Raw genomic sequence first — 21,469 nt, 5'->3', positions numbered from 1 at the left:
AGGCATTCTTCCACGGGAGGCCTCTGGTGGTCGCGACGCGCCCACGCCTGAACGGCGAACGCGAGTTGATGCTGACTCACTGCGGCGTCCGCGATGGAAGCCCGCGCCGTCGCGATGGGCTTTGTGATCACACCGGAGTTCACGACGCCCGCGTCAACTGCCAGGAACGATATTGCCACGATCGCCACCGCCGATGCGATAGCCATTCTCGTCAAGTCGGATAGTGGCATCGAAGTCCTTATCGGGCGCACGTCGCTCCGCGGATAGATAGGGCTCGTTTGCCCGGATCAAAGGCCGGAGCGAGGCGGCCCACGCGTTCGTGAAGGGCGGATTCTGCAGGTGCGCGCCGTAGATCGGGACCACGATCAACGTTTGAGACTGAAAATGGCGATCCCGGCAGGAATCGAACCTGCAACCCTCAGAGTAGAAATCTGATGCTCTATCCAGTTGAGCTACGGGACCGTCTTGAGCCGCCCTGTTGGGGGCCGGCTGTTCATCTACCATGCCATTATGAAAAATATCGTCTTTCGCCAAGCCTGAACCGAACCGTTTTCCTCGAAGCCGCGACAAAGCGGAACGGTGGGGTGTCAGGGTGCCGGGTTGAGCGGCAGCGGACCGGACGATGGATCACATCGCCGGGAACGCTGATCAGCTTCCGGGACACGGCCGCCGGACGACTGGTCGGGTATTGCTGCGCCATCAGGACGGCGTGCGCGGCGATAGCATGATCGGTCTCCTCTGGGCGTGCCTTGTCATGGCGAATGCGACGGTTTGCACCTTTGGTTCCATCGCCTTGAGTCCGTCACCTTTCCGCGCATTTCATGCGACAAGCGGCGTTCGTCCGCGATTTCCGGGAGTCCATCCATGATCGGTCTTGTTCGCGCCGTCACACTCTGCGCCACGCTGGCGTTCGGCCTTAGCGTAGCGCAGGCCGCCGACAAAGCCTTCAAGCGGGACGATCTCGCCGATTCCGCGATCAAGCTAGAGGCGCAGATCAAGGGCGAGGCGGGGCCGGTCGCCAAGTCCGGCGCAAGTTTGCGCACCGACGCCGATGCTGCCTTCCGGCGCAACGACTATCGCACCGGCCTGTCGGTGCTCGGCCAGATCGCGGCGACCACGCCGGAGGACGCCGGCAACTGGCTGCGGCTGGCGAAAGTCATCTTCCAGATATCGCCGAAGAGTTCGAGCGAGCAGACGTTCCTGCTGGAGCGCGCCTCGACCGCCGCCTACATCGCCTACCAGCGCGCCGGGAATGCGGGCGAGGAGGCCGACGCGCTCGCGGTGCTAGGAAAGTCGCTGTCCGAACGCAAGCTGTGGCGGCCGGCGCTGGATGCGCTGCGGCTGTCGCTCGACATGCGCGAGGTCGCCGATGTCCGCGGCCAATATGAAAAGATGCGCGACGAGCACGGGTTTCGGCTGCTCGATTACACCGTGGACTCGGACTCCGCCAGTCCACGCGCCTGCTTCCAGTTCTCGGAGGAGCTGGCAAAACGCACCGATTTCGCGCCGTACCTCGCGCTGGCGGGCCAGGACAAGCCGGCTTTGTCGGCCGAGGGCAAGCAACTCTGCGTCGACGGGCTCAAGCATGGCGAGCGCTACAACATCAATTTGCGCGCCGGCCTGCCGTCCACCGTGAAGGAAGGCCTGCCGAAATCGGCCGAGTTCAACGTCTATGTGCGCGACCGCAAGCCCTTCGTGCGCTTTACCAGTCGCGCCTATGTGCTGCCGAGGACCGGCCAGCGCGGCATTCCCGTCGTCAGCGTCAACACGCCAGCCGTCAACATCAACGTGTTCCGGATCGGCGACCGCAATTTGATCAACACGGTGGTCGACAGCGATTTCCAGAAGACGCTGTCGAAATACCAGCTCAGTGATCTCGGCGGCGAGCGCGGCGTGAAAGTCTGGACCGGCGAGCTCGCGGCCGCGATGACGCTGAACCAGGACGTCACCACCGCATTCCCGGTCGACCAGGCGCTCGGCGAACTCCAGCCCGGCGTTTATGTGATGACGGCCGCGGCCAAGGGGCCGGGCTCGGACGACGACAACCAGCTCGCCACCCAATGGTTCATCGTCTCCGATCTCGGCGTCACAGCCTATTCCGGCAATGACGGCATCCACGTCTTCGTGAATTCGCTGGCCTCGACCGATCCGGTCGGCAAGGCCGAGGTGCGGCTGGTCGCGCGCAACAACGAGATCCTGGCCACCCGCAAGACCGATGAGAGCGGCCATTTGCTGTTCGAGGCGGGGCTTGCGCGCGGCGAGGGCGGCCTGTCGCCGGCGATGCTCACCGTGACCGGTGAGAAGGCCGACTATGCCTTCCTCAGCCTCAAGTCCTCCGCCTTCGACCTGTCGGACCGTGGCGTTTCGGGCAGGGCCGTGCCTGCGGGCGCCGACGCCTTCGTCTATGCCGAGCGCGGCGTCTACCGCTCCAGCGAGACCGTCTATCTCACCGCGCTGCTGCGCGACGGGCAGGGCAATGCCGTCACCGGCGGGCCGATGACCCTGGTGATCGAGCGCCCTGATGGCGTCGAATACCGCCGTGCCGTGCTGGCCGACCAGGGCGCCGGCGGGCGCACCCTGTCCGTGCCGCTCAACTCGGCCGTCCCGACCGGGACCTGGCGGGTGCGCGCCTTCACCGATCCGAAGGGCTCTTCGGTCGGCGAGACCACTTTCATGGTCGAGGACTACGTCCCTGACAGGATCGAATTCGACTTGTCCGCCAAGGACAAGCTGATCAAAGCTAACGCTCCAGTGGAGCTTAAGGCGGACGGTCATTTCCTCTATGGCGCGCCGGCCTCGGGTCTGGCGCTCGAAGGCGACATGCTGGTCGCGCCCGCGTCCGAGCGGCCAGGCTTTGGCGGCTACCAGTTCGGCGTCGCCGATGAGGAGACCACCTCGAACGAGCGCACGCCGCTGGAGAACCTGCCGGAAGCCGACGCCAATGGCGTTGCGACCTTCCCGGTCACGCTCGACAAGCAGCCGGCCTCGACGCGGCCGCAGGAGGCGCAGATCTTCGTCCGCATGGTCGAGACCGGCGGCCGCGCCGTGGAGCGCAAGATCGTGCTGCCGGTCGCGCCTGCTGCCGCCATGATCGGCATCAAGCCGCTGTTTGGCGACAAGAACGTCGCCGAGGGCGACAAGGCCGAGTTCGATGTCGTGTTCGTCTCGCCCGAGGGCGAGAGGCTTCGCCGCGACGGCCTGCGCTACGAGCTCCTGAAGATGGAATCGCGCTACCAATGGTATCGCCAGAGCAATTACTGGGAGTACGAGCCGGTCAAATCGACATCGCGCGTCTCTGACGGCGACGTGACCGTTGCCGCGGACAAGCCGTCGCGGATTTCGCTCACCCCACGGCCCGGCCGCTACCGGTTGGACGTGAAGTCGAACGACGCCGACGGCCCGGTGACTACGGTGCAGTTCGATGTCGGCTGGTATTCCGACGGCAGCGCCGACACGCCGGACCTCCTGGAGACCTCGATCGACAAGCCGCAATACGCCTCGGGCGACACGATGACCGTGTCGGTCAATGTCCGCAGCGCCGGTAAGCTGACCGTCAACGTGCTCGGCGATCGCCTGCTGACGACGCAGACCATCGACGTCAAGGAAGGCACCGCCCAGGTGAAGCTCCCGATCGGCAAGGACTGGGGCACCGGCGCCTATGTGGTGGCGACGCTGCGCCGTCCGCTCGATGCGGCCGCGCAACGCATGCCGGGCCGTGCCATCGGCCTCAAATGGTTCGGCATCGACAAGCAGACCCGCACGTTGCAAGTGAAGCTGACGCCGCCGGCTTTGATCAGGCCGAATGCGATGTTGAAGATCCCGCTCAAGCTTGACGGACTCAATCCGGGCGAGGACGCCAAGATCGTCATCGCCGCGGTCGACGTCGGCATCCTCAACCTCACCAATTACAAGCCGCCGGCGCCGGACGACTATTATCTCGGTCAGCGCCGCCTGAGCGCGGAGATCCGCGATCTCTATGGGCAACTCATCGACGGCATGTCGGGCACGCGCGGGCAGATCAAGTCCGGCGGCGACGCCGGTGCCGCCGAGCTCCAGGGCTCGCCGCCCGCGCAAAAGCCGCTCGCGCTCTATTCGGGCATCGTCACCGTTGCCGCCGACGGCACAGCGGAAGTGAGCTTCGACATTCCGGAGTTCGCCGGCACCGCGCGCGTGATGGCGGTGGCGTGGACCGCGACCAAGCTCGGTCGCGCCAACACAGATGTGGTGATCCGCGATCCCGTCGTGCTGACCACGACCTTGCCGCGCTTCCTGCTCAACGGCGACCACGGCACGGTCAATCTCGAGATCGACAATGTCGAAGGGCAGGCCGGCGACTACGTCATCAACGTGAAGACGGGCGGGCCAGTGAAGATGACCGGCAATCCCGCGACCACGGTCAAGCTCGCCGCCAAGCAGCGCAACTCCTTCTCGCTCGCTATCGACGCGACGGCGGCGGGGCAGGCGACGCTCGACGTCGACATCAAGGGGCCGAATGGCCTGGCGCTGGCGCGCCATTATGCGCTCGACGTCAAGGCGGCGACGCAAGTCCTGGCGCGGCGCTCGATCCGGACGCTTGCGAAGGGTGAGAGCCTGACGTTGACCTCGGATATGTTCGCCGATCTCGTACCGGGCACCGGCAGCGTCTCGGTCTCGGCCAGCCTGTCGACTGCGCTCGATGCGGCGACGATCCTCAAAGCGCTCGATCGCTATCCCTATGGCTGCTCGGAGCAGATCACCAGCCGGGCGATGCCGTTGCTCTATGTCAACGATCTCGCGGCCGGCGCGCATCTGGCCATGGACACCGAAGTCGACCAGCGGATCCGCGACGCGATTGAGCGGCTTTTGGCCCGTCAGGGCTCCAATGGCTCGTTCGGACTGTGGTCGGCGGGCGGCGACGATGCGTGGCTCGACGCGTACGTGACCGACTTCCTGACCCGCGCCCGCGAAAAGGGCTTTGTGGTCCCGGACGTGCTGTTCAAGACCGCGCTGGATCGTATCCGCAACTCCGTCGTCAACGGCAACGAGCCGGAGAAGGACGGCGGCCGCGATCTCGCTTACGGCCTCTACGTGCTGGCGCGCAACGGTGCAGCGCCGATCGGCGACCTCCGCTATCTCGCCGACACCAAGCTCTCCAACCTCGCAACTCCCATCGCGAAGTCGCAGCTCGCCGCGGCGCTCGCGTTGGTCGGCGACCGCAACCGTGCGGAGCGGGTCTATGGCGCAGCGCTCGACAGTCTCGCGCCAAAACCGGTGCTGGAGTTCGGCCGCACCGACTACGGCTCGCAGCTCCGCGATGCCGCAGCGCTGGTGTCGCTTGCCAGCGAAGGCAACGCGCCGAAGGCGACGCTGACGCAGGCGGTGTCGCGGGTCGAGACCGCGCGCGGGCTAACGCCCTACACCTCCACGCAGGAGAATGCGTGGCTGGTGCTGGCGGCGCGCGCGCTCGCCAAGGAGAACCTGTCGATGGAAGTCGACGGCCAGCCGATCAAGACCGCGCTGTACCGCAGCTACAAGGCTGTGACGCTGGAGGGCAAGCCGCTGAAGATCACCAACACCGGCGATGCACCAGTGCAGGCGGTGATCTCGGTGTCGGGCTCGCCGGTGACGCCGGAGCCCGCGGCGTCGAACGGCTTCAAGATCGAGCGCAGCTTCTTCACGCTCGACGGCAAGCCTGCCGATATCAGCAAGGTCAAGCAGAACGACCGCTTCGCTGTGGTGTTGAAGATCACCGAGGCCAAGCCCGAGTACGGCCACATCATGGTGTCCGACTATCTGCCGGCGGGCCTTGAGATCGACAATCCGAAACTGGTTTCATCGGGTGACAGCGGCACGCTGGGCTGGATCGAGGATGGCGAAGAGCCTGAGGATACCGAGTTCCGCGACGACCGCTTCACGGCGGCCGTCGACCGCGCCTCGGATTCCAAGGCGGTCTTCACGGTGGCCTATGTCGTGCGTGTGGTCTCGCCCGGCAAATACGTGCTGCCGCAAGCCTATGTCGAGGACATGTACAATCCCTCGCGCTACGGCCGCACCGGGACCGGCACGGTCGAGGTGCGGGCGGCGAAGTGAGTGAAATGAAAGCCGAGCCACATACTCAGTCGTCATGCCCGGGCTTGTCCCGGGCATCCACGGACTTAGGTGCTATTGGCAAGAACGTGGATTGCCGGGACAAGCCCGGCCATGACGGAGCGCGGGGCTGGGGTCGACGCGCCCTGTCGATAGCCGCCTTCGCGTTTATCCTCGCCATCGTCGGCTTCGTCGCGTGGGTTTACTCCCTCGGCCCGCTGCCTTTCGACGAAGCCCGCCAGGTCTCCACCACCATCGTCGATCGCAACGGCAAGCTGCTGCGCGCCTATGCGATGGCGGACGGGCGTTGGCGGCTGCCGGTCGAGACAAAAGCGAACGTCGATCCGACCTATCTGAAACTGCTGCTCGCCTATGAGGACCAGCGCTTTTACGCACATGACGGTATCGACCCGCTGGCACTGGGGCGCGCTGCGTTTCAGCTTGGGACGCGCGGCCACATCGTCTCGGGCGGCTCGACCATCTCGATGCAGCTCGCGCGGCTGATGGAGCCGCGGCGGCAGCGCTCGCTCTATGCAAAGCTGCGGCAGATGGTGCGTGCGATCGAGATCGAGCGCAGCTTGAGCAAGGAGCAGATCCTCGACCTCTATCTGGCGCTCGCGCCTTACGGCGGCAACCTCGAAGGCATTCGCGCCGCCTCGATCGCCTATCTGGGCAAGGAGCCAAAGCGGTTGTCGCTGGCTGAAGCCGCGTTGCTGGTAGCGCTGCCACAATCGCCGGAGACCCGCAGGCTCGATCGCTATCCCGATGCGGCGCGCAAAGCGCGTGACCGCGTGCTCGACCGCATGGTCGAGGAGCAACAGATCAGCCTCGACGATGCGAAGCAGGCCAAAGCCGTACCCGTGCCGAAACTGCGCAAGCCGATGCCGATCCTGGCGCCGCACGCCTCCGATGCGGCGCTTGCGACGGTCAAGGACACGCCTGTCATCAAGCTGACGCTGGATGCCAACCTGCAAAAGGTGCTGGAGCCGCTGGCGCGCGATCGTGCCATTGCGCTGGGGCCGAACATCTCGGTCGGCATCATCGTCGTCGACAATGAGAGCGGCGACGTGCTCGCGCGCGTCGGCTCGGCAGATTACTTCGATGATCGCCGGGCAGGGCAGGTCGACATGACCCGCGCGATCCGCTCGCCGGGCTCGACGCTGAAACCTTTCATCTACGGGCTCGCCTTTGAGGACGGCTTCGTTCATCCCGACAGTCTGATCGACGATCGGCCCGTGCGCTTCGGCTCCTACGCGCCGGAAAATTTCGACATGACGTTCCAGGGCACCGTGCCGGTGAAGAAGGCGCTGCAGCTGTCGCTGAACGTGCCCGCGATCGTGCTGCTCGACCGCGTCGGCGCGAGCCGGCTGGCCTCGCGGCTGCGCCAGGCCGGTGGCAATCTGGTTCTGCCCAAAGACGAGGCGCCGGGACTTGCCATGGGCCTTGGCGGCGTCGGCGTGACGCTACAGGATCTCGCCCAGCTCTATGCGGGCTTCGCCCGGCTCGGCACCACCAGGCCACTGCGCGAGATCATGAGCGAAAGGGACGACCGCGAGCCGCTGCGGCTGCTCGATCAGGTCGCGGCCTGGCAGGTCGGCAATGTGCTGCTCGGCACCCCGCCGCCGGAGAACGCGGCCCACAACCGCATCGCTTTCAAGACCGGCACCTCCTACGGCTACCGCGACGCCTGGTCGATGGGCTTCGACGGCCGCATGACCATCGGCGTCTGGGTCGGCCGGCCCGACGGCGCCCCGGTTCCAGGCCTGATCGGGCGCGTCGCCGCCGCGCCGATCCTGTTCGACGCCTTCGCCCGCACCGGCAAGACGCTCCTGCCGTTGCCGAAGCCACCGAAGGGGACCCTGGTTGCTAGCAACGCCAAGCTGCCGTTGCCCTTGAGGCGGTTCCGCCCGGTCGGGGATCTGGTGCGGACGGGGGGCGAGCAGGCCCTGCACATCCAGTTTCCGTTGAACGGCTCGCGGATCGACGTCGATCGCTCAGGAGGCGAGGCGGGTGCAGCCATGCCGGTCAAGGTCGCCGGCGGTGTCCTGCCCATGACCGTCATGGTTAACGGAACGGCGCTGGGCGAGATCGACGGACGGCGCCAGCGGCTGATTGATCCGCCCGGTCCCGGCTTTGCGCGGCTGACCGTCATCGACGCCACGGGCGCCGCGGACACAGTTGTCATTCGAATTCAATGACTCTGCCTCAAGCGGTTGTGGCGATGGCGGTTTCAGCGTAAGCGGAACCGATGGCCGAGACCTACCCAGCACCCCGTTTTGGAGCTCCCCGCGAGCCGAAATCCCCGGTGAATCCGGGCAGCCGGCTCGTGTCGATGTTCGATATCGCCACGGCCAGCCACGTCCGCGCGGTGAGCTTCCTGCTGCTGTGCGCGCTGTTGCTATTCCTGCCGGGCTTCTTCACGATTCCGCCGGTTGACCGCGACGAGGCGCGCTTTGCGCAAGCCACCAAGCAGATGGTCGAGAGTGGCGATTATGTCGATATCCGCTTCCAGGAGGACGTCCGCTACAAGAAGCCGGTCGGGATCTACTGGCTGCAATCGGCAGCGGTCGAGACGGCATCGGCGCTCGGTCTGCCGAAGGCCGAGTTGCGGATCTGGGTCTACCGGCTGCCGTCGCTGATCGGCGCGATCGGTGCCGTGCTCATGACCTATTGGACGGCGCTCGGCTTCGTCACGCGGCGCGCCGCGGTGCTTGCAGCCCTTCTGATGTGCGCCTCCGTGCTGCTCGGCGTCGAGGCGCGGCTTGCGAAGACCGACGCCATGTTGCTGTTCTGCGTGGTCGCCGCGATGGGCGCGATGGGACGGGCGTATCTGTCGTGGCAGCGCGCCGAGGACGAGACGCATCCGCCCTGGAGCTGGCCCGCGATCTTCTGGACGGCTCTCGCTGTCGGCATCCTGATCAAGGGCCCGCTGATCCTGATGTTCGCAGGCCTGACCATCGTCGCGCTCGCGATCCAGGACCGCGATGCCTCCTGGCTCTGGAAGCTGCGCCCGCTCTGGGGCCTGATGTGGATGCTGGTGCTGGTGCTGCCCTGGTTCGTCGCGATCTTCTGGCGCGCGGGCGATGCCTTCTTCGCCGATTCCGTCGGCGGCGACATGTTGAGCAAGTTGGGCGCGCAGGAATCCCACGGCGCGCCGCCCGGACTGTATCTGGTGCTGTTCTGGATCACGTTCTGGCCCGGCGCGCCGCTTGCGGCAATGGCCGCGCCCGCGGTCTGGCGCGCGCGGCGCGAGCCCGGTGCGCAGTTCCTGCTGGCCTGGCTGGTCCCGTCCTGGATCGTGTTCGAGGTGGTGCTGACCAAGCTGCCGCATTACGTGCTGCCGCTGTACCCTGCGATCGCGATCCTCACCGCGGGCGCGCTGGAGCGGCGCGTGCTGTCGTGGTCCTGGCTGATGCGCGGCTCGGCCTGGTGGTTCGCAATCCCCGTGGGCGGCTCGATCATCGCGGTCGTCGGCGCGGTGATGCTGACGCGGCAGCCTGCTTTCGTGGCCTGGCCGTTCATCGCGGCCTCGCTGATTTTCGGCCTGTTCGCCTGGTGGCTTCACGACAACAACCACGCCGAGCGCTCGCTGCTCAACGCGCTGGTCGCCGCCCTGATGCTTGCGGTGACGGTCTACGGCATCGTGCTGCCGTCGCTGACACCGCTGTTTCCGAGCATCGAGATCGCACGCGCACTTCGCAACGTCACCTGCGTCGGCCCGAAGGCGGTCGCGGCCGGCTATCACGAGCCTAGCCTCGTCTTCCTGACCGGCACGCAGACGGTGCTCACCGACGGGTCGGGTGCGGCGGATTTCCTGCGGCAGGGGAGCTGCCGTTTCGCGCTGATCGAGCAGCGTTCGGAGCGCGGCTTCGTGCAGCGCGCCGAGGCGATCGGGCTGCGCTACAAGGTTGGTACCCGCATCGACGGCTACAATTTCTCGCAAGGGCGTGCGATCTCGATCTCGATCTTCCGCTCGGAAGGCACCGAGTAGGATGTCGGCACCAACCGACATCGCGCCGCGCGCGAGCTATCCCGCGCAATTGCTTGCCCTGACGGGGCGCGCTTTGGCGCAGCTCGTGCGTACGCCCTCGCATTCGCGCCGCGCCGAGGCCGCGGGGAAGCTGGCGCGGCATTCGCTGTGGCTCAGTGCGGCGGGCGCAGCCCTGGTCATCGCGCTGATGGTCGTGTTCGACCTGACCGAGATCCAGCTGATGCCGGCGCGTGGCACGCCCGGTCTGTGGCCGATCCGCATCCTCACAGATTTCGGCAAGGACGAGTATGTGCTCTCGATGCTCGGGGGCGGGCTGGTGGTGCTGGCGCTGGTTGCGGCGGGATTGCGCGGGACAAGCCGCGCGTTGCTGCTCGGCCTCGGTACGCGGCTGCAGTTCATGTTTCTGTCTGTTGCCCTGTCGGTCTTCGTCGCCGAGATCCTGAAATATCTCATCGGTCGAGGGCGTCCGTTCGTCGGCGGCAAGGCCAATCCATTCAACTTCATACCGTTCGAGGGGACGGGGGCCTATGCCAGCCTGCCGTCGGGGCATGCGGTGACGGCGTTCGCGCTGGCGTTTGCGGTCTCTGCGCTATGGCCGCGCCTGCGCGTATTCATGTTCACTTACGCGATCGTGATCCTGCTGACGCGACTGGTGCTGCTCGCGCACCACCCGAGTGACGTGGTGGCCGGCGCCCTGGTCGGCACGGTCGGCGCCATGGCGGTGCGCTACTGGTTCGCGGCCCGCAGGCTCGGCTTTGCCATCCGTGCCGACGGCACCATTGTGCCTCTTGCGGGGGCGGTCTCGGGCCGCCTCAAAAGGGTTGCCCACGGGGCATCCGCCCCATAAAAGCGGCTGCCTGCCGGGCCCCGCCGGTTCCCGAGCCAAGCCAATTCCAACCACGAGCTTCGATTTGTCGTCCCAGCCTTCGGTTTTCCAGCCCTCGGTTTCCATCGTCGTTCCCGTGCGCAACGAAGCCGACAACATTGTGCCGCTGATCGAGGAGATCGGCGCGGCGCTCGACGGCCGCTGGGCCTATGAGATCATCTACGTCAATGACGGTTCGACCGACGCGACCGGCGAACGGCTCGGCGCGGTCATGAAGCAGCGGGACAATCTGCGCCAATTGCGCCATGCCAAATCAGGCGGCCAATCCGCGGCCGTGCGCAGCGGCGTGCGTGCGGCACGCGGCGCGATCGTGGCGACGCTCGACGGCGACGGGCAGAACAATCCGGCCTTCCTGCCCGACCTGATCGCGGCCGTCGAGAACGGAAGCAAGGTCGGACTCGCCGCCGGACAACGCGTCGGCCGCAAGGATACCGGCTTCAAGAAGTTCCAGTCGCGCGTCGCCAACGGCGTCCGCAACGCGATCCTGAAGGACGGTACGCGCGACACCGGCTGCGGCCTGAAGGCGTTCCGGCGCGAGGTGTTCCTGATGATGCCCTATTTCGACGGGCTGCATCGCTTTTTGCCGGCGCTGGTGCGCCGCGAGGGCTACGAGATCGCCTATGTCGACGTGATCGACCGGCCGCGCCGCTCCGGCGTGTCAAACTACGGGTTCTTCGACCGGCTGTGGATCGGCATCATGGATCTCGTGGGCGTGTGGTGGCTGATCCGCCGCAAGAAGCCGACGCCGGATGTGACTGAGGTGAAGGCATGATCATCCAATACGGTCAGGCGCTGAGCAACTATTTCTACGACGTCTTCGTGGCCAAGTTCGACTTCTGGCTCGCGTTCGGCCTCGTCGCGCAGCTGTTCTTCACGGCGCGCTTCCTGGTGCAGTGGATCGCGAGCGAGCGTGCCGGCAACAGCGTGGTGCCGATGGCGTTCTGGTTCTGCTCCATGGGCGGCGGGCTGATGACGCTGGTCTATGGCGTCGTCAAGCGCGAACCCGTGATTATCCTCGGCCAGGCGCTGGCGACCGTCATCTATATTCGCAACATCATGCTGATCGTGAAGAACCGCGGCCGGGCGTCAAAGACGCTGGAGCGCTGATCCACGCTAGCGCGGCACCACTGACGCCGCGCCTGAGGCGGGCAGGGCGGCCGTCTCCGTCTCGGTCCTGCGATGGGGCTCGCCGGCCGCGTCGAGCACGGGATAGGCGACCGAGCAGATATGCGAGTGAATCCGGCGCAGGTCCCGCAGCACGTCGAGATGCAGCGACGTGGTTTCGATGGTCTCGGGGCGGCCCTCGCGCAGGCGGTCGAGGTGGCGCTCGACGGCGGCAAGCTCGGTATTGCGCAGCGCCGTCTTCTCCACCAGCAGCTTGCGCGCCTCGTTGGCGTCGCCCGACATGAAGACACCGAAGGCGATGCGCAGCGAATCCATCGTGCGCTTGTGGAAGGCGGCGAGCTCCTCGGCGCCCTCGGGCGAGAACTGGAAGCGGCGCTTGATCTTCTTGGTGGCGAGCTCGCTCAAGCTCTTGTCGATGATGTCGCCGATATGTTCCAGATTGATGGCGAAGGAGATGATCTCCATGGCGCGCCGGCCCTCGCTCTCGTCGAGGCTGCCGCGCATGAGTTTCGTCACGTAGAGCTTGATGGCTTCGTCGAGGCCGTCGACGATGTTGTCCATCTTCGAGACCTGGTCGACCAACGCGCGGTCGCCGCTCATCATTGCCGCCATCACCTTGCGCAGCATGATCTCGACGAGATCGCCCATGCGCAGGGTTTCGCGGCCGGCATCGGCCAGCGCCAGCGACGGCGATTCCAGCGCGGTCTCGTCGAGATAGCGCGGCCGGGCCGGATCGGCCTCCTGAACACGATCGGGCAGGAGCCGGGTCAGCAGGCGCGACATGGTATCGAGCAGGCCGATGAAGATGATGGCCGTTCCGACGTTGAAGGCGATATGAAATGCCGCCGTCATCCTGGCAAGATCCGGCTGCCAGGCGTGCATGTGCTCGGCGATCGGGCCCAGGAAGGGCAGGACGAGCGCGATCCCGATCACGCGATTGACGAGATTGCCCACCGGCAGACGATAGCTGGCGGGATCGTCACGCTTGGCGCCTTCGAACACAGGATTGATGGCGCTGCCGAGATTGGCGCCAAGCACCAGTGCGAGCGCCGCGTAAGGCGAGATGAACTGCGAATAGGCTAGCGACATGATCAGCAGCACGCTGGCGACGCTCGAATGCACCGCCCAGGTGACGAGCGCCGCGATCACGATGCACAGAACGGGATCGCCCGTGATGGAAGCCATCACGACGCGGACGCCCGGCGCGTTCTCGGCCGGCGCCAGCGTGTCGAGCAGGATGTGCAGCGACAGCAGCATCAGTCCGAGGCCGATCAAGACACGGCCGACGTCCTTGATCCGCGAGCGCGGACCCACGCGGAAGGCGACCAGTCCGAGCACGAACAGGACCGGCGCGACGGCGGCGATGTTGAACGACAGCACCTGCACGATCAACGTTGTGCCGACATTGGCGCCGAGCATGATGGCGAGCGCGGTGACCAGGCTGAGCAGGCCCTCGGCTGCGAACGAGCTCGTGAGCAGCGCGGTCGCGGTGCTGCTCTGGAGCAGCGCCGTCAGCCCGAGACCGGCGGCAAACGCGTTGAAGCGATTGCCAAGCGCCTTGCCGAGCAGCCGTCGCAGGTCCGGGCCAAAGGCGCGCAGAATCCCGCTGTGGACCATGTGCAGGCCCCACAGCAACAGCGCCACGCCGCCCATCAGATCGAGCAGTACCAACGTTCCCATGCTCCGTTTCCGGATTGGAGTCGATTGGTGAAGGCTAGCGCCAAATGCTTGAGGTTCAAACCATTTCTTGGCGCAGGGGCGTCAACGTTTGCAGCGGCCACGCGTTCCTGCGGCGCGCGTTGGCGCGTCCGCAGGCGCGATGCCTTGTGAGCAGGCTCACATTGCTGCCTTGAGGGCAGCGAAGCCGCGATCGAGGTCGGCCTTGAGGTCGTCGACGCTTTCGAGCCCGATATGCAGACGCAGGGTGGGGCCGCCCGGCGCCCACTTGGTCGCGGTGCGATAGGCGTCGCAATCGAAGGGAATCACCAGGCTCTCGAAGCCGCCCCAGGAGAAGCCCATGCCGAACAGTTTGAGCGTATCGAGCATGGTGTCGACCGCCTTCTGCGGCGCCGGCTTCAGGACGATGCTGAACAGACCCGACGCGCCCGTGAAGTCGCGCTTCCAGATCGCATGGCCCGGATCGGTCTCGAGCGCCGGATGCAGCACGCGCGCGACCTCGGGTCGGCTCGCAAGCCAGCGCGCCATGTCGAGCCCGGAGCGATGATGCTGCGCCAGCCGCACCGATAGCGTACGCAGGCCGCGCAGTGCCAGGAAGACGTCATCGGGACCGGCGCAAACGCCGAGCAGGCGGATGCCTTCGGCGATCTGCGGCCAAGCCTTGGCATTGGCCGAGATGGTGCCGAACATGATGTCGGAATGGCCGCCGATATATTTGGTGGCGGCCTGCATGCTGATGTCGACGCCCTGTTCGAGCGAGCGGTGATAGAGCGGCGTCGCCCAGGTGTTGTCGTCGATGACGAGCGCGCCGTGCGCATGCGCGACCTCGGCGATGGCGCGGATGTCCGGCATCTCGAACGACTGCGAGCCGGGCGCCTCGACCAGAACGGCGCTTGTGTTGGGCTTGAACAGCTTGTCGATGCCGGCGCCGATCATCGGATCGAAGTAGGTGGTCTCGACGCCGTAGCGGGTGAGCATGCCGTTGCAGAAATTGCGCGAGGGCCGATAGACGTTGTCGCAGACCAGGAGGTGGTCGCCGGCCTTCAGCACCGAGAGCAGGGTGGTCGAGATCGCCGACAGCCCCGACGGCACGATGCCGACGCCGGCGCATTGCGGCCCCTCCAGCGCCATCAGGGTCTCCTGGAACGCACGGGTCGTCGGCGTGCCGTGCCGGCCGTACTGGAACTCGCCGCGATGGGCGTGCAGGTCCTCGGCGGTCGGATAAAGCACGGTCGAGCCGTGGAAGACGGGCGGGTTGACGAACCCCTTCTGCGCCTTGGTGTCGCGGCCGGAGGTGACCAGCCGGGTCTCGGCGTGCTGTTCGGAGGGGTGTGAGGAATCCATGCGTCTGCTTTCAAAAGCGCGTTTCCACCAGGCGCGCTGCGCCCGCGGGCTGGCCGAAAGGCCGCTGTTGTTAATAACAGAACACAGAAGAGTCCCGTCAACCCCTTGACCCGGCACGCCAGTCGTTCTGTTATCGCAGGTGCTATTCAGTCGCCGCATGTTGAGGGGCCTGCCGCGACCTTCGATCCATCGCCTGACCGGACCAAGCGCCACAGCCGTAACGGCGGGCGCCATCGGCGGGGATTAAGGTAGGGCCTCCCGGGATCGGCGGGTGATCGGCAAGGTTTTCCAGCATGACTCTTGCAAGGCTGCTCTTGATACGGCTAGCCCTGGCAGAGACGATCGCAAAGACAACGTTCCTGACCTTGAGACGACTTTGAAAGGCCCAAAGCCCATGAAACGCGTAACCCTGGCTCTCACTCTCGCTCTCGCCGCCGGCCTGACTGCCCAAGCCGCCGATGCGCAAACGCTCAAGACCGTCAAGGACCGGGGCATGCTGTCCTGCGGTGTCAGTCAGGGCCTGCCCGGCTTCTCCTCGCCGGACGACAAGGGCAACTGGACCGGGCTTGACGTCGACGTCTGCCGCGCGATCGCCGGGGCGATCTTCAACGATCCGACCAAGGTCAAGTACGTGCCGCTCTCCGCCAAGGACCGCTTCACGGCGCTGCAATCCGGCGAAGTCGACGTGCTGTCGCGCAACACCACCTGGACCATCTCTCGCGACACCTCGCTCGGCGCCAACTTCACCGGCGTAACCTATTATGACGGGCAGGGCTTCATGGTGAAGAAGTCGCTCAAGGTGAACTCGGCGCTCGAGCTCAACAGCGCCTCGGTCTGCGTCCAGACCGGCACCACCACCGAACAGAATCTCGCCGACTACTTCAAGGCCAACAACATGAAGTACGAGGTGATCGCGTTCGGCACCAACGACGAAACGGTCAAGGCCTACGAGGCCGGACGCTGCGACGTCTTCACCACCGACCAGTCGGGGCTGTACGCCAACCGCCTGAAGCTTGCCAATCCCGGCGATCACATGGTGCTGCCGGAAATCATCTCGAAGGAGCCGCTCGGACCAATGGTGCGCCACGGCGACGACCAATGGTTCGACATCGTGAAATGGACGCTGTTTGCCATGATCACCACTGAGGAGCTCGGCGTGACCGCGAAGAACGTCGACGAGAAGACGAAACAGGAAAATCCGGAGTTGAAGCGCGTCCTGGGTACCGACGGCAATTTCGGTGAACAGCTCGGCCTGAGCAAGGACTGGGTGGTGCGCATCGTGAAGGCCGTCGGCAATTACGGCGAAGTGTTCGACCGCAACGTCGGCGCAGGCTCGCCGCTCGGTATCAATCGGGGTCTCAACAATCTCTGGAACAAGGGCGGTCTCCAGTACGCGCCGCCGATCCGCTGACCCCGCCTGATCCGCGCTCGCGGCGATGAGCATCGAGGCTCGCAAACCCCCGCCCCAGATCGCGCTGAAGATTAGGCGCGTGCTGGGAGGCAAGACAGGCTGGAACGGCATCGCCGTCCAGTTTGCCTTCGCTGCGGTCCTGGGCTGGATTGCCTATGAAATCGTCTCCAACGCCCGCGCCAACCTCGAGAACCAGCACATTGCCGCGGGCTTCGGTTTCCTCGCGAACAACGCCGGTTTCGACGTCAATCAGACGCTGATCTCGTATACCGGCTCGGACACGTTTCTGCGCGTGTTCCTGGTCGGGCTCCTCAACACGCTCGTGGTCTCGGTGGTAGGCATCGTCTTTGCCACCGTGATCGGCTTCATTGTCGCGCTGTGCCGGCTGTCGCCCAACTGGCTGCTCGCGCGCATTGGCGAAATCTATGTCGAGATCATCCGCAACCTGCCGGTGCTGTTCCAGATCCTGTTCTGGTATCTGGCGGTGCTCGCGGCCTTGCCCAATCCACGACAGAGCATTTCGCTGCTCGGCATCGCCTTCGTCAGCAATCGCGGTCTCGTCATTCCCCGCCCGATCGGCGAGAGCGGCTTCGAGGCCTTTCTTGCGGTGCTAACGCTCGGCATCGTGGCTTCACTGGCACTGCGCATCCATGCGCGCCGGGCGCTGTTCCAACGGGGGCAAATGATCCGGATCTGGCCCTATGTGCTGGGCCTGCTGTTCGGACTGCCGCTTGTCACCATGCTGGTAGTGGGTCTGCCCTTCACCTTCGAGCTGCCGCAGCTCAAGGGCTTCAATTTCGCAGGTGGCTCGCGGATCATCCCGGAGTTCGTGGCGCTCACGTTGGCCTTGTCGACCTATACGGCTGCCTTCATCGCCGAGATCGTGCGCGCGGGTATCCTCTCCGTCCATAGCGGGCAGATGGAGGCGGGATCGTCGCTGGGTCTGAGCCGGGGCACCACGCTGCGGCTGGTGGTCGTGCCGCAGGCAATGCGCGTCATCGTTCCGCCGCTGACCAACCAGTACCTCAACCTCACCAAGAATTCGTCGCTGGCTGTCGCGATCGGTTATCCTGACCTCGTGTCCGTGTTCGCCGGCACGTCGCTAAGCCAGACCGGGCAGGCCATCGAGATTATCGCCATGACGATGGGTGTCTATCTCCTGATCTCGCTGATCACCAGCGCCGTCATGAGCGTCTACGGTTGGCGCGTCAGCCGGAGTCTCGGCGCATGAGCGATATCACCTCGTCCAGCTTCGTCCGCCAGGATCTTCTCCATGAGCGTCCCGCGCCGGTGAAGACCACGGGTTTCATCGGTCTGGTGCGCACGCGCCTGTTCAACTCGCCGACCAACATCCTGCTCACGATCGTCGGCGCCTTGCTGCTGTGGTTCACCATCATTCCATCCGTCAAATTCCTGATGGTCGATGCGGTCTGGACCGGCAAGGATCGTACGGCCTGTCTCGCCGAGAACGCCGGGTTTGCGGTCGGCGCCTGCTGGCCCTACATCCAGGCCAAGCTGCCGCAACTGATCTACGGATTCTACCCGGAAGCCGAACGCTGGCGGGTCAACCTCACGCTCGCCCTGTCAGTCGTCCTGTTGGTGCCGTTGCTCATTCCGCGGCTGCCGTCGAAAGGATTGAACGCAGGCCTGTTCTTCTTCGCGTTTCCAGTGGTCGCATTCTTTCTGCTGCATGGCGGCGGCATCAAGGGATTTGGCCTGAGCTGGACCGCTGACCTGCTGCAATTGTTCGACGATAGCATCATCGGCGCCGGGCAGGCTCTGCTCGGTCTCGGCAAGACGTCCTCCGCCGCACCGCTGTTGTGGGTCGTCGGCAATGTCATCGCGCTCGTGGGAACCGCGATCTACTGGCTGATCTTTCCGCTGACCTGGCTGCGAGATCAGCTGCAGGGGACAGGCCAGTCGGTCTGGGCCGATTTCGCCATCACCGCCGCGATCGTCTCCCTGATCGCCTTCGTTCTCGGCGGCGGCCTCCGCACCGGGGGGCGGGCCCTGACATCCAGCATCGTCACCTTCGCCGCCATCGCAATCGTGATCAAGCTGATGGGGCTCGATCACGGCGGATTGCCGATCGTGCAGACGAACCTGTGGGGCGGACTTCTGGTGACGCTGGTGGTCTCCGTCACCGGCATCGTCACCTCCCTGCCGATCGGCATTGCGCTGGCGCTTGGCCGCCGCTCGACTATTCCGCTGATCCGGATCTTCTCGATCGCCTTCATCGAGTTCTGGCGCGGCGTGCCGCTGATCACCGTGCTGTTCTTCGCCACCTACATGCTGCCGCTGTTTCTCCCGGGCAATTTCACGGTCGATGGTCTCGTGCGTGCGCTGATTGGCATTTCGCTGTTCACGGGCGCCTATCAGGCCGAGAACGTCCGCGGCGGGCTGGCCGCGATCCCGCGCGGGCAGGGCGAGGCGGCCGCGGCATTGGGGCTGTCCTGGTGGAAGACGACCTCGCTGATCGTGCTGCCGCAGGCGCTGCGCCACGTCATTCCGAACCTCGTCAACAGCTTCATCTCGCTGTTCAAGGACACGTCGCTGGTCTCGATCGTGGCGCTGTTTGATCTCCTGGGCTCGCTGCGGGCGTCGTTCTCGGATCCGAAATGGTCGTCGCCGTCGACCGCGTTCACCGGGTTCGCCTTCGCCGGAATCATCTACTTCATCTTCTGCTTTGGAATGTCGCGCTACTCGCTCTTCGTCGAGCACCGCCTCAACGCTCACCGCCGCAACTGATCGAGGTCACCATGTCCGACCCCATCGTCAAGATATCCGGCCTGAACAAATGGTACGGCGAGTTCCACGTGCTGCGCGACATCGACCTTGCGGTCGAAAAGGGCGAGCGCATCGTGATCTGCGGCCCCTCCGGCTCGGGCAAGTCGACGCTGATCCGCTGTATCAACGCGCTCGAGGAGTTTCAGGAAGGTGAGATCGTGGTCGACGGTATCGAGCTCGGGCCGAACCTGAAGCACGTCGACGCGGTACGGCGCGAAGTCGGCATGGTGTTCCAGAGCTTCAACCTGTTTCCGCACCTCTCCGTGCTGGACAATTGCACGTTGGCGCCGATCTGGGTGCGCAACATTCCCAAGAAGGACGCCGAGGCGGCGGCGATGAAGTTTCTGGAGCGGGTCAAGATTCCGCACCAGGCCAACAAGTTTCCGGGACAGATGTCCGGCGGTCAGCAGCAGCGCGTCGCGATCGCCCGGGCGCTGACGATGAACCCGAAGGTGATGCTGTTCGACGAGCCGACCTCGGCGCTCGACCCCGAAATGGTCAAGGAGGTGCTGGACACCATGGTCGACCTCGCCGAGGAGGGTATGACCATGCTGGTGGTCACCCACGAGATGGGCTTTGCCCGCGAGGTCGCCAACCGCGTGGTATTCATGGACGCGGGCCAGATCATCGAAGCCAACACGCCCAAAGAGTTCTTCGCGGCCCCGCAGCACGCCCGCACAAAACTGTTTCTGAGCCAGATCCTGCGCTGAGCGCCTGCAATCCGGTGGCGTCGCGGGTCTAGCCGGCCCGCCAGCTTGGCACCATGCGAATCGGCCAACCTCTTTTCGGGCCATCCTCCGGAGAGAGACTTTGCAGAGCAGCGCCGGCGCGCGCGCATTCCAGAACGCGCGATTGCAAAAGAAATTGAAGAAGCAGGCCGACGCGCTCATGTCCGCCGCGGTTCAGGCGCTCGGGCAGGGCCGACACGCGGAGGTCGAGACACTCTGCCGCCGGATTTTGACGGAGGTTCCGGATCATTTCGACGCCGCGCACCTGCTCGGCCTGCGCGCGTATGATGGCGGGCGGCTCGAGGAGGCGCAACAATTGCTCGAGCGCGCGACGGCGCTCGATCCGCGTTCGCCCGATGCCCATGGTAATCTCGGGGCAGTGTATTTCACCCTCCAGAAGTTTCAGGACGCTCGCGCATGCCAGGAGAAGGCGATTGCGCTGAAGCCGAATTCTCCGATCGCCTTGACCAATCTCGGCAATACGCTGCTGCACATGGGCCTCGCCGAGCAGGCTATCGAGCTGCACGAACGCGCTATCAGGCTGAAGCCGGACTATGCCGATGCATTTTGCAATCGGGGCATGGCGGAGCTGATCGAAGGCCAGTTCCAGCGCGCCAAGGGGAGTTTCGATCGCGCCCTCGCTTTTCAGCCGCGCCACGCGGAAGCGATCACGGGCAAGGGCATGGTATGCATCGAGCTCCGGCACTACGAAGAGGCGGCCGCAGCCATCGCAGCAGGGCTCGCGATCAAGCCGGACTCACCGACAATTCTGGCGCAGCGCGGACGGCTCAATCTCGATCTGTCGCGGCTGGAGCAGGCGCTCGCGGACTTCGATGCAGCACTGGCACTTTCACCAAGGCTCGAAGTCGCCTTGCAGGGGAAGGCGCAAGTCAACATTCTCAAGGGCAACACGGCCGGGGCGATTGCGGCGGTCAAGACGTTGCTCGAGGGAAATCCGCGGTCGGACATCGGAATTGCGCTTCTGGCTTCCTGCTATGCCAGTCAGGGAGACATTGCGACCGCGCTCGAACATCTCGATGCGGGGCTGGCAATCGCGCCTGATTATGCGGACTTGATCGGGCGCAAGATATTCTTTCTGGATTATCTCCCCGAGGCCGATTTTGCGGTCCAGCAGGCTGCACGAAAGCAGTGGTGGGACGCGATCGGCGCCAAATTGCCGCAAAGGGCGTTGTCGCCCAGCAAGCTTGATCCGGACAAGCGGATCTTGATCGGGTATGTCGCGTCCGAATTCAGGAACCACTCGGCGGCGTTCGCTCTGTTGCCGGTGCTGCGCCATCATGATCACGCCAGGTTTGAGATCGTCTGTTATTCGTGCTCGCCGGTACGGGATGAGATAACGGACGAATTCAGGTCGATGGCGGATGTCTGGGTCGACGCCTGGCAGATGTCGGATGACGAGTTGGCCGATCGTATCCAGGCCGACAAGGTCGATA

14 protein-coding genes and 1 tRNA gene are annotated in these 21,469 nt (G+C 65.0%); 12 read left to right on the top strand and 3 right to left on the bottom strand.

All coding sequences use genetic code 11. From position 1 onward, the window contains the following. Window positions 1-93 precede the first annotated feature (93 nt). On the top strand, window positions 94-267 hold the full coding sequence (locus AC0L3J_RS04160; RefSeq protein WP_473346096.1) for a hypothetical protein: 174 nt from the start codon (window positions 94-96) through the stop codon (window positions 265-267). Window positions 268-385: 118 nt separating this feature from the next. On the opposite strand, the gene AC0L3J_RS04155 is transcribed toward AC0L3J_RS04160, so the two are convergent. Further along, a tRNA-Arg gene (locus tag AC0L3J_RS04155) sits at window positions 386-462 on the bottom strand. A 402-nt stretch (window positions 463-864) separates the two neighbouring features. Here AC0L3J_RS04155 and AC0L3J_RS04150 point away from each other — a divergent pair. From AC0L3J_RS04150 to AC0L3J_RS04125, 6 genes are all read left to right on the top strand, one after another. Further along, window positions 865-6,069: an alpha-2-macroglobulin family protein gene (locus AC0L3J_RS04150; RefSeq protein WP_473346095.1), complete on the top strand. Its 5,205-nt coding sequence runs from the start codon at window positions 865-867 to the stop codon at window positions 6,067-6,069. An 86-nt stretch (window positions 6,070-6,155) separates the two neighbouring features. Next, entirely contained in the window at window positions 6,156-8,264 is a 2,109-nt protein-coding gene (pbpC, locus tag AC0L3J_RS04145; RefSeq protein WP_473346093.1) for a penicillin-binding protein 1C, read from the top strand. A gap of 50 nt (window positions 8,265-8,314) precedes the next feature. Then, entirely contained in the window at window positions 8,315-10,057 is a 1,743-nt protein-coding gene (locus tag AC0L3J_RS04140; protein ID WP_473346092.1) for an ArnT family glycosyltransferase, read from the top strand. A 1-nt stretch (window position 10,058) separates the two neighbouring features. Further along, a complete protein-coding gene (locus AC0L3J_RS04135; protein ID WP_473346090.1) occupies window positions 10,059-10,904 on the top strand; it encodes a phosphatase PAP2 family protein in 846 nt (281 codons plus the stop codon). 64 nt (window positions 10,905-10,968) lie between these two features. Further along, complete coding sequence (locus AC0L3J_RS04130) at window positions 10,969-11,715, top strand: glycosyltransferase family 2 protein (protein ID WP_247360934.1); 747 nt, start codon at window positions 10,969-10,971, stop codon at window positions 11,713-11,715. Then, window positions 11,712-12,050: a lipid-A-disaccharide synthase N-terminal domain-containing protein gene (locus AC0L3J_RS04125; protein WP_027517911.1), complete on the top strand. Its 339-nt coding sequence runs from the start codon at window positions 11,712-11,714 to the stop codon at window positions 12,048-12,050. Before AC0L3J_RS04130 ends, AC0L3J_RS04125 begins: the two co-directional genes overlap by 4 nt. A 6-nt stretch (window positions 12,051-12,056) precedes the next feature. On the opposite strand, the gene AC0L3J_RS04120 is transcribed toward AC0L3J_RS04125, so the two are convergent. Continuing rightward, a complete protein-coding gene (locus AC0L3J_RS04120) occupies window positions 12,057-13,748 on the bottom strand; it encodes a Na/Pi cotransporter family protein (RefSeq protein ID WP_473346088.1) in 1,692 nt (563 codons plus the stop codon). 156 nt (window positions 13,749-13,904) lie between these two features. Then, window positions 13,905-15,089: a cystathionine beta-lyase gene (gene metC, locus AC0L3J_RS04115; RefSeq protein WP_473346087.1), complete on the bottom strand. Its 1,185-nt coding sequence runs from the start codon at window positions 15,087-15,089 to the stop codon at window positions 13,905-13,907. Between the two features lie 394 nt (window positions 15,090-15,483). On the opposite strand from metC, the gene AC0L3J_RS04110 reads away from it, so the two are divergent. The 5 genes from AC0L3J_RS04110 to AC0L3J_RS04090 form a co-directional block, all read left to right on the top strand. Beyond that, complete coding sequence (locus AC0L3J_RS04110) at window positions 15,484-16,500, top strand: amino acid ABC transporter substrate-binding protein (RefSeq protein WP_473294173.1); 1,017 nt, start codon at window positions 15,484-15,486, stop codon at window positions 16,498-16,500. Window positions 16,501-16,525: 25 nt separating this feature from the next. Next, the gene (locus AC0L3J_RS04105) at window positions 16,526-17,731 is read left to right on the top strand and encodes an amino acid ABC transporter permease (protein WP_473346085.1); all 1,206 of its coding nucleotides are present in this window, start codon (window positions 16,526-16,528) and stop codon (window positions 17,729-17,731) included. Continuing rightward, complete coding sequence (locus AC0L3J_RS04100) at window positions 17,728-19,248, top strand: amino acid ABC transporter permease (RefSeq protein ID WP_473346084.1); 1,521 nt, start codon at window positions 17,728-17,730, stop codon at window positions 19,246-19,248. The genes AC0L3J_RS04105 and AC0L3J_RS04100 overlap by 4 nt, the downstream gene beginning before the upstream one ends. An 11-nt stretch (window positions 19,249-19,259) precedes the next feature. Next, window positions 19,260-19,997, top strand: a complete 738-nt coding sequence (locus tag AC0L3J_RS04095; RefSeq protein WP_247286117.1) for an amino acid ABC transporter ATP-binding protein — start codon at window positions 19,260-19,262, stop codon at window positions 19,995-19,997. 100 nt (window positions 19,998-20,097) lie between these two features. Beyond that, the coding region (locus tag AC0L3J_RS04090) for a tetratricopeptide repeat protein (RefSeq protein ID WP_473346082.1) at window positions 20,098-21,469 on the top strand (1,372 nt) is incomplete at its 3' end.

The organism is Bradyrhizobium sp. Kon37 (assembly GCF_055807535.1).
Note: the sequence above shows the minus strand (reverse complement) of the source record. Positions and strands in the feature narration are given on the sequence as shown.

What these genes read in the sequence shown, in the direction of transcription:
- AC0L3J_RS04135 (WP_473346090.1), top strand. Translation starts at nt 10,059, where the DNA reads ATGTCGGCACCAACCGACATCGCGCCGCGCGCGAGCTATCCCGCGCAA.
- AC0L3J_RS04100 (WP_473346084.1), top strand. Translation starts at nt 17,728, where the DNA reads ATGAGCGATATCACCTCGTCCAGCTTCGTCCGCCAGGATCTTCTCCAT.
- AC0L3J_RS04120 (WP_473346088.1), bottom strand. Translation starts at nt 13,748, where the DNA reads ATGGGAACGTTGGTACTGCTCGATCTGATGGGCGGCGTGGCGCTGTTG.
- AC0L3J_RS04160 (WP_473346096.1), top strand. Translation starts at nt 94, where the DNA reads ATGGAAGCCCGCGCCGTCGCGATGGGCTTTGTGATCACACCGGAGTTC.
- AC0L3J_RS04110 (WP_473294173.1), top strand. Translation starts at nt 15,484, where the DNA reads ATGAAACGCGTAACCCTGGCTCTCACTCTCGCTCTCGCCGCCGGCCTG.
- AC0L3J_RS04125 (WP_027517911.1), top strand. Translation starts at nt 11,712, where the DNA reads ATGATCATCCAATACGGTCAGGCGCTGAGCAACTATTTCTACGACGTC.
- AC0L3J_RS04095 (WP_247286117.1), top strand. Translation starts at nt 19,260, where the DNA reads ATGTCCGACCCCATCGTCAAGATATCCGGCCTGAACAAATGGTACGGC.
- AC0L3J_RS04150 (WP_473346095.1), top strand. Translation starts at nt 865, where the DNA reads ATGATCGGTCTTGTTCGCGCCGTCACACTCTGCGCCACGCTGGCGTTC.
- AC0L3J_RS04140 (WP_473346092.1), top strand. Translation starts at nt 8,315, where the DNA reads ATGGCCGAGACCTACCCAGCACCCCGTTTTGGAGCTCCCCGCGAGCCG.
- AC0L3J_RS04105 (WP_473346085.1), top strand. Translation starts at nt 16,526, where the DNA reads ATGAGCATCGAGGCTCGCAAACCCCCGCCCCAGATCGCGCTGAAGATT.
- metC (WP_473346087.1), bottom strand. Translation starts at nt 15,089, where the DNA reads ATGGATTCCTCACACCCCTCCGAACAGCACGCCGAGACCCGGCTGGTC.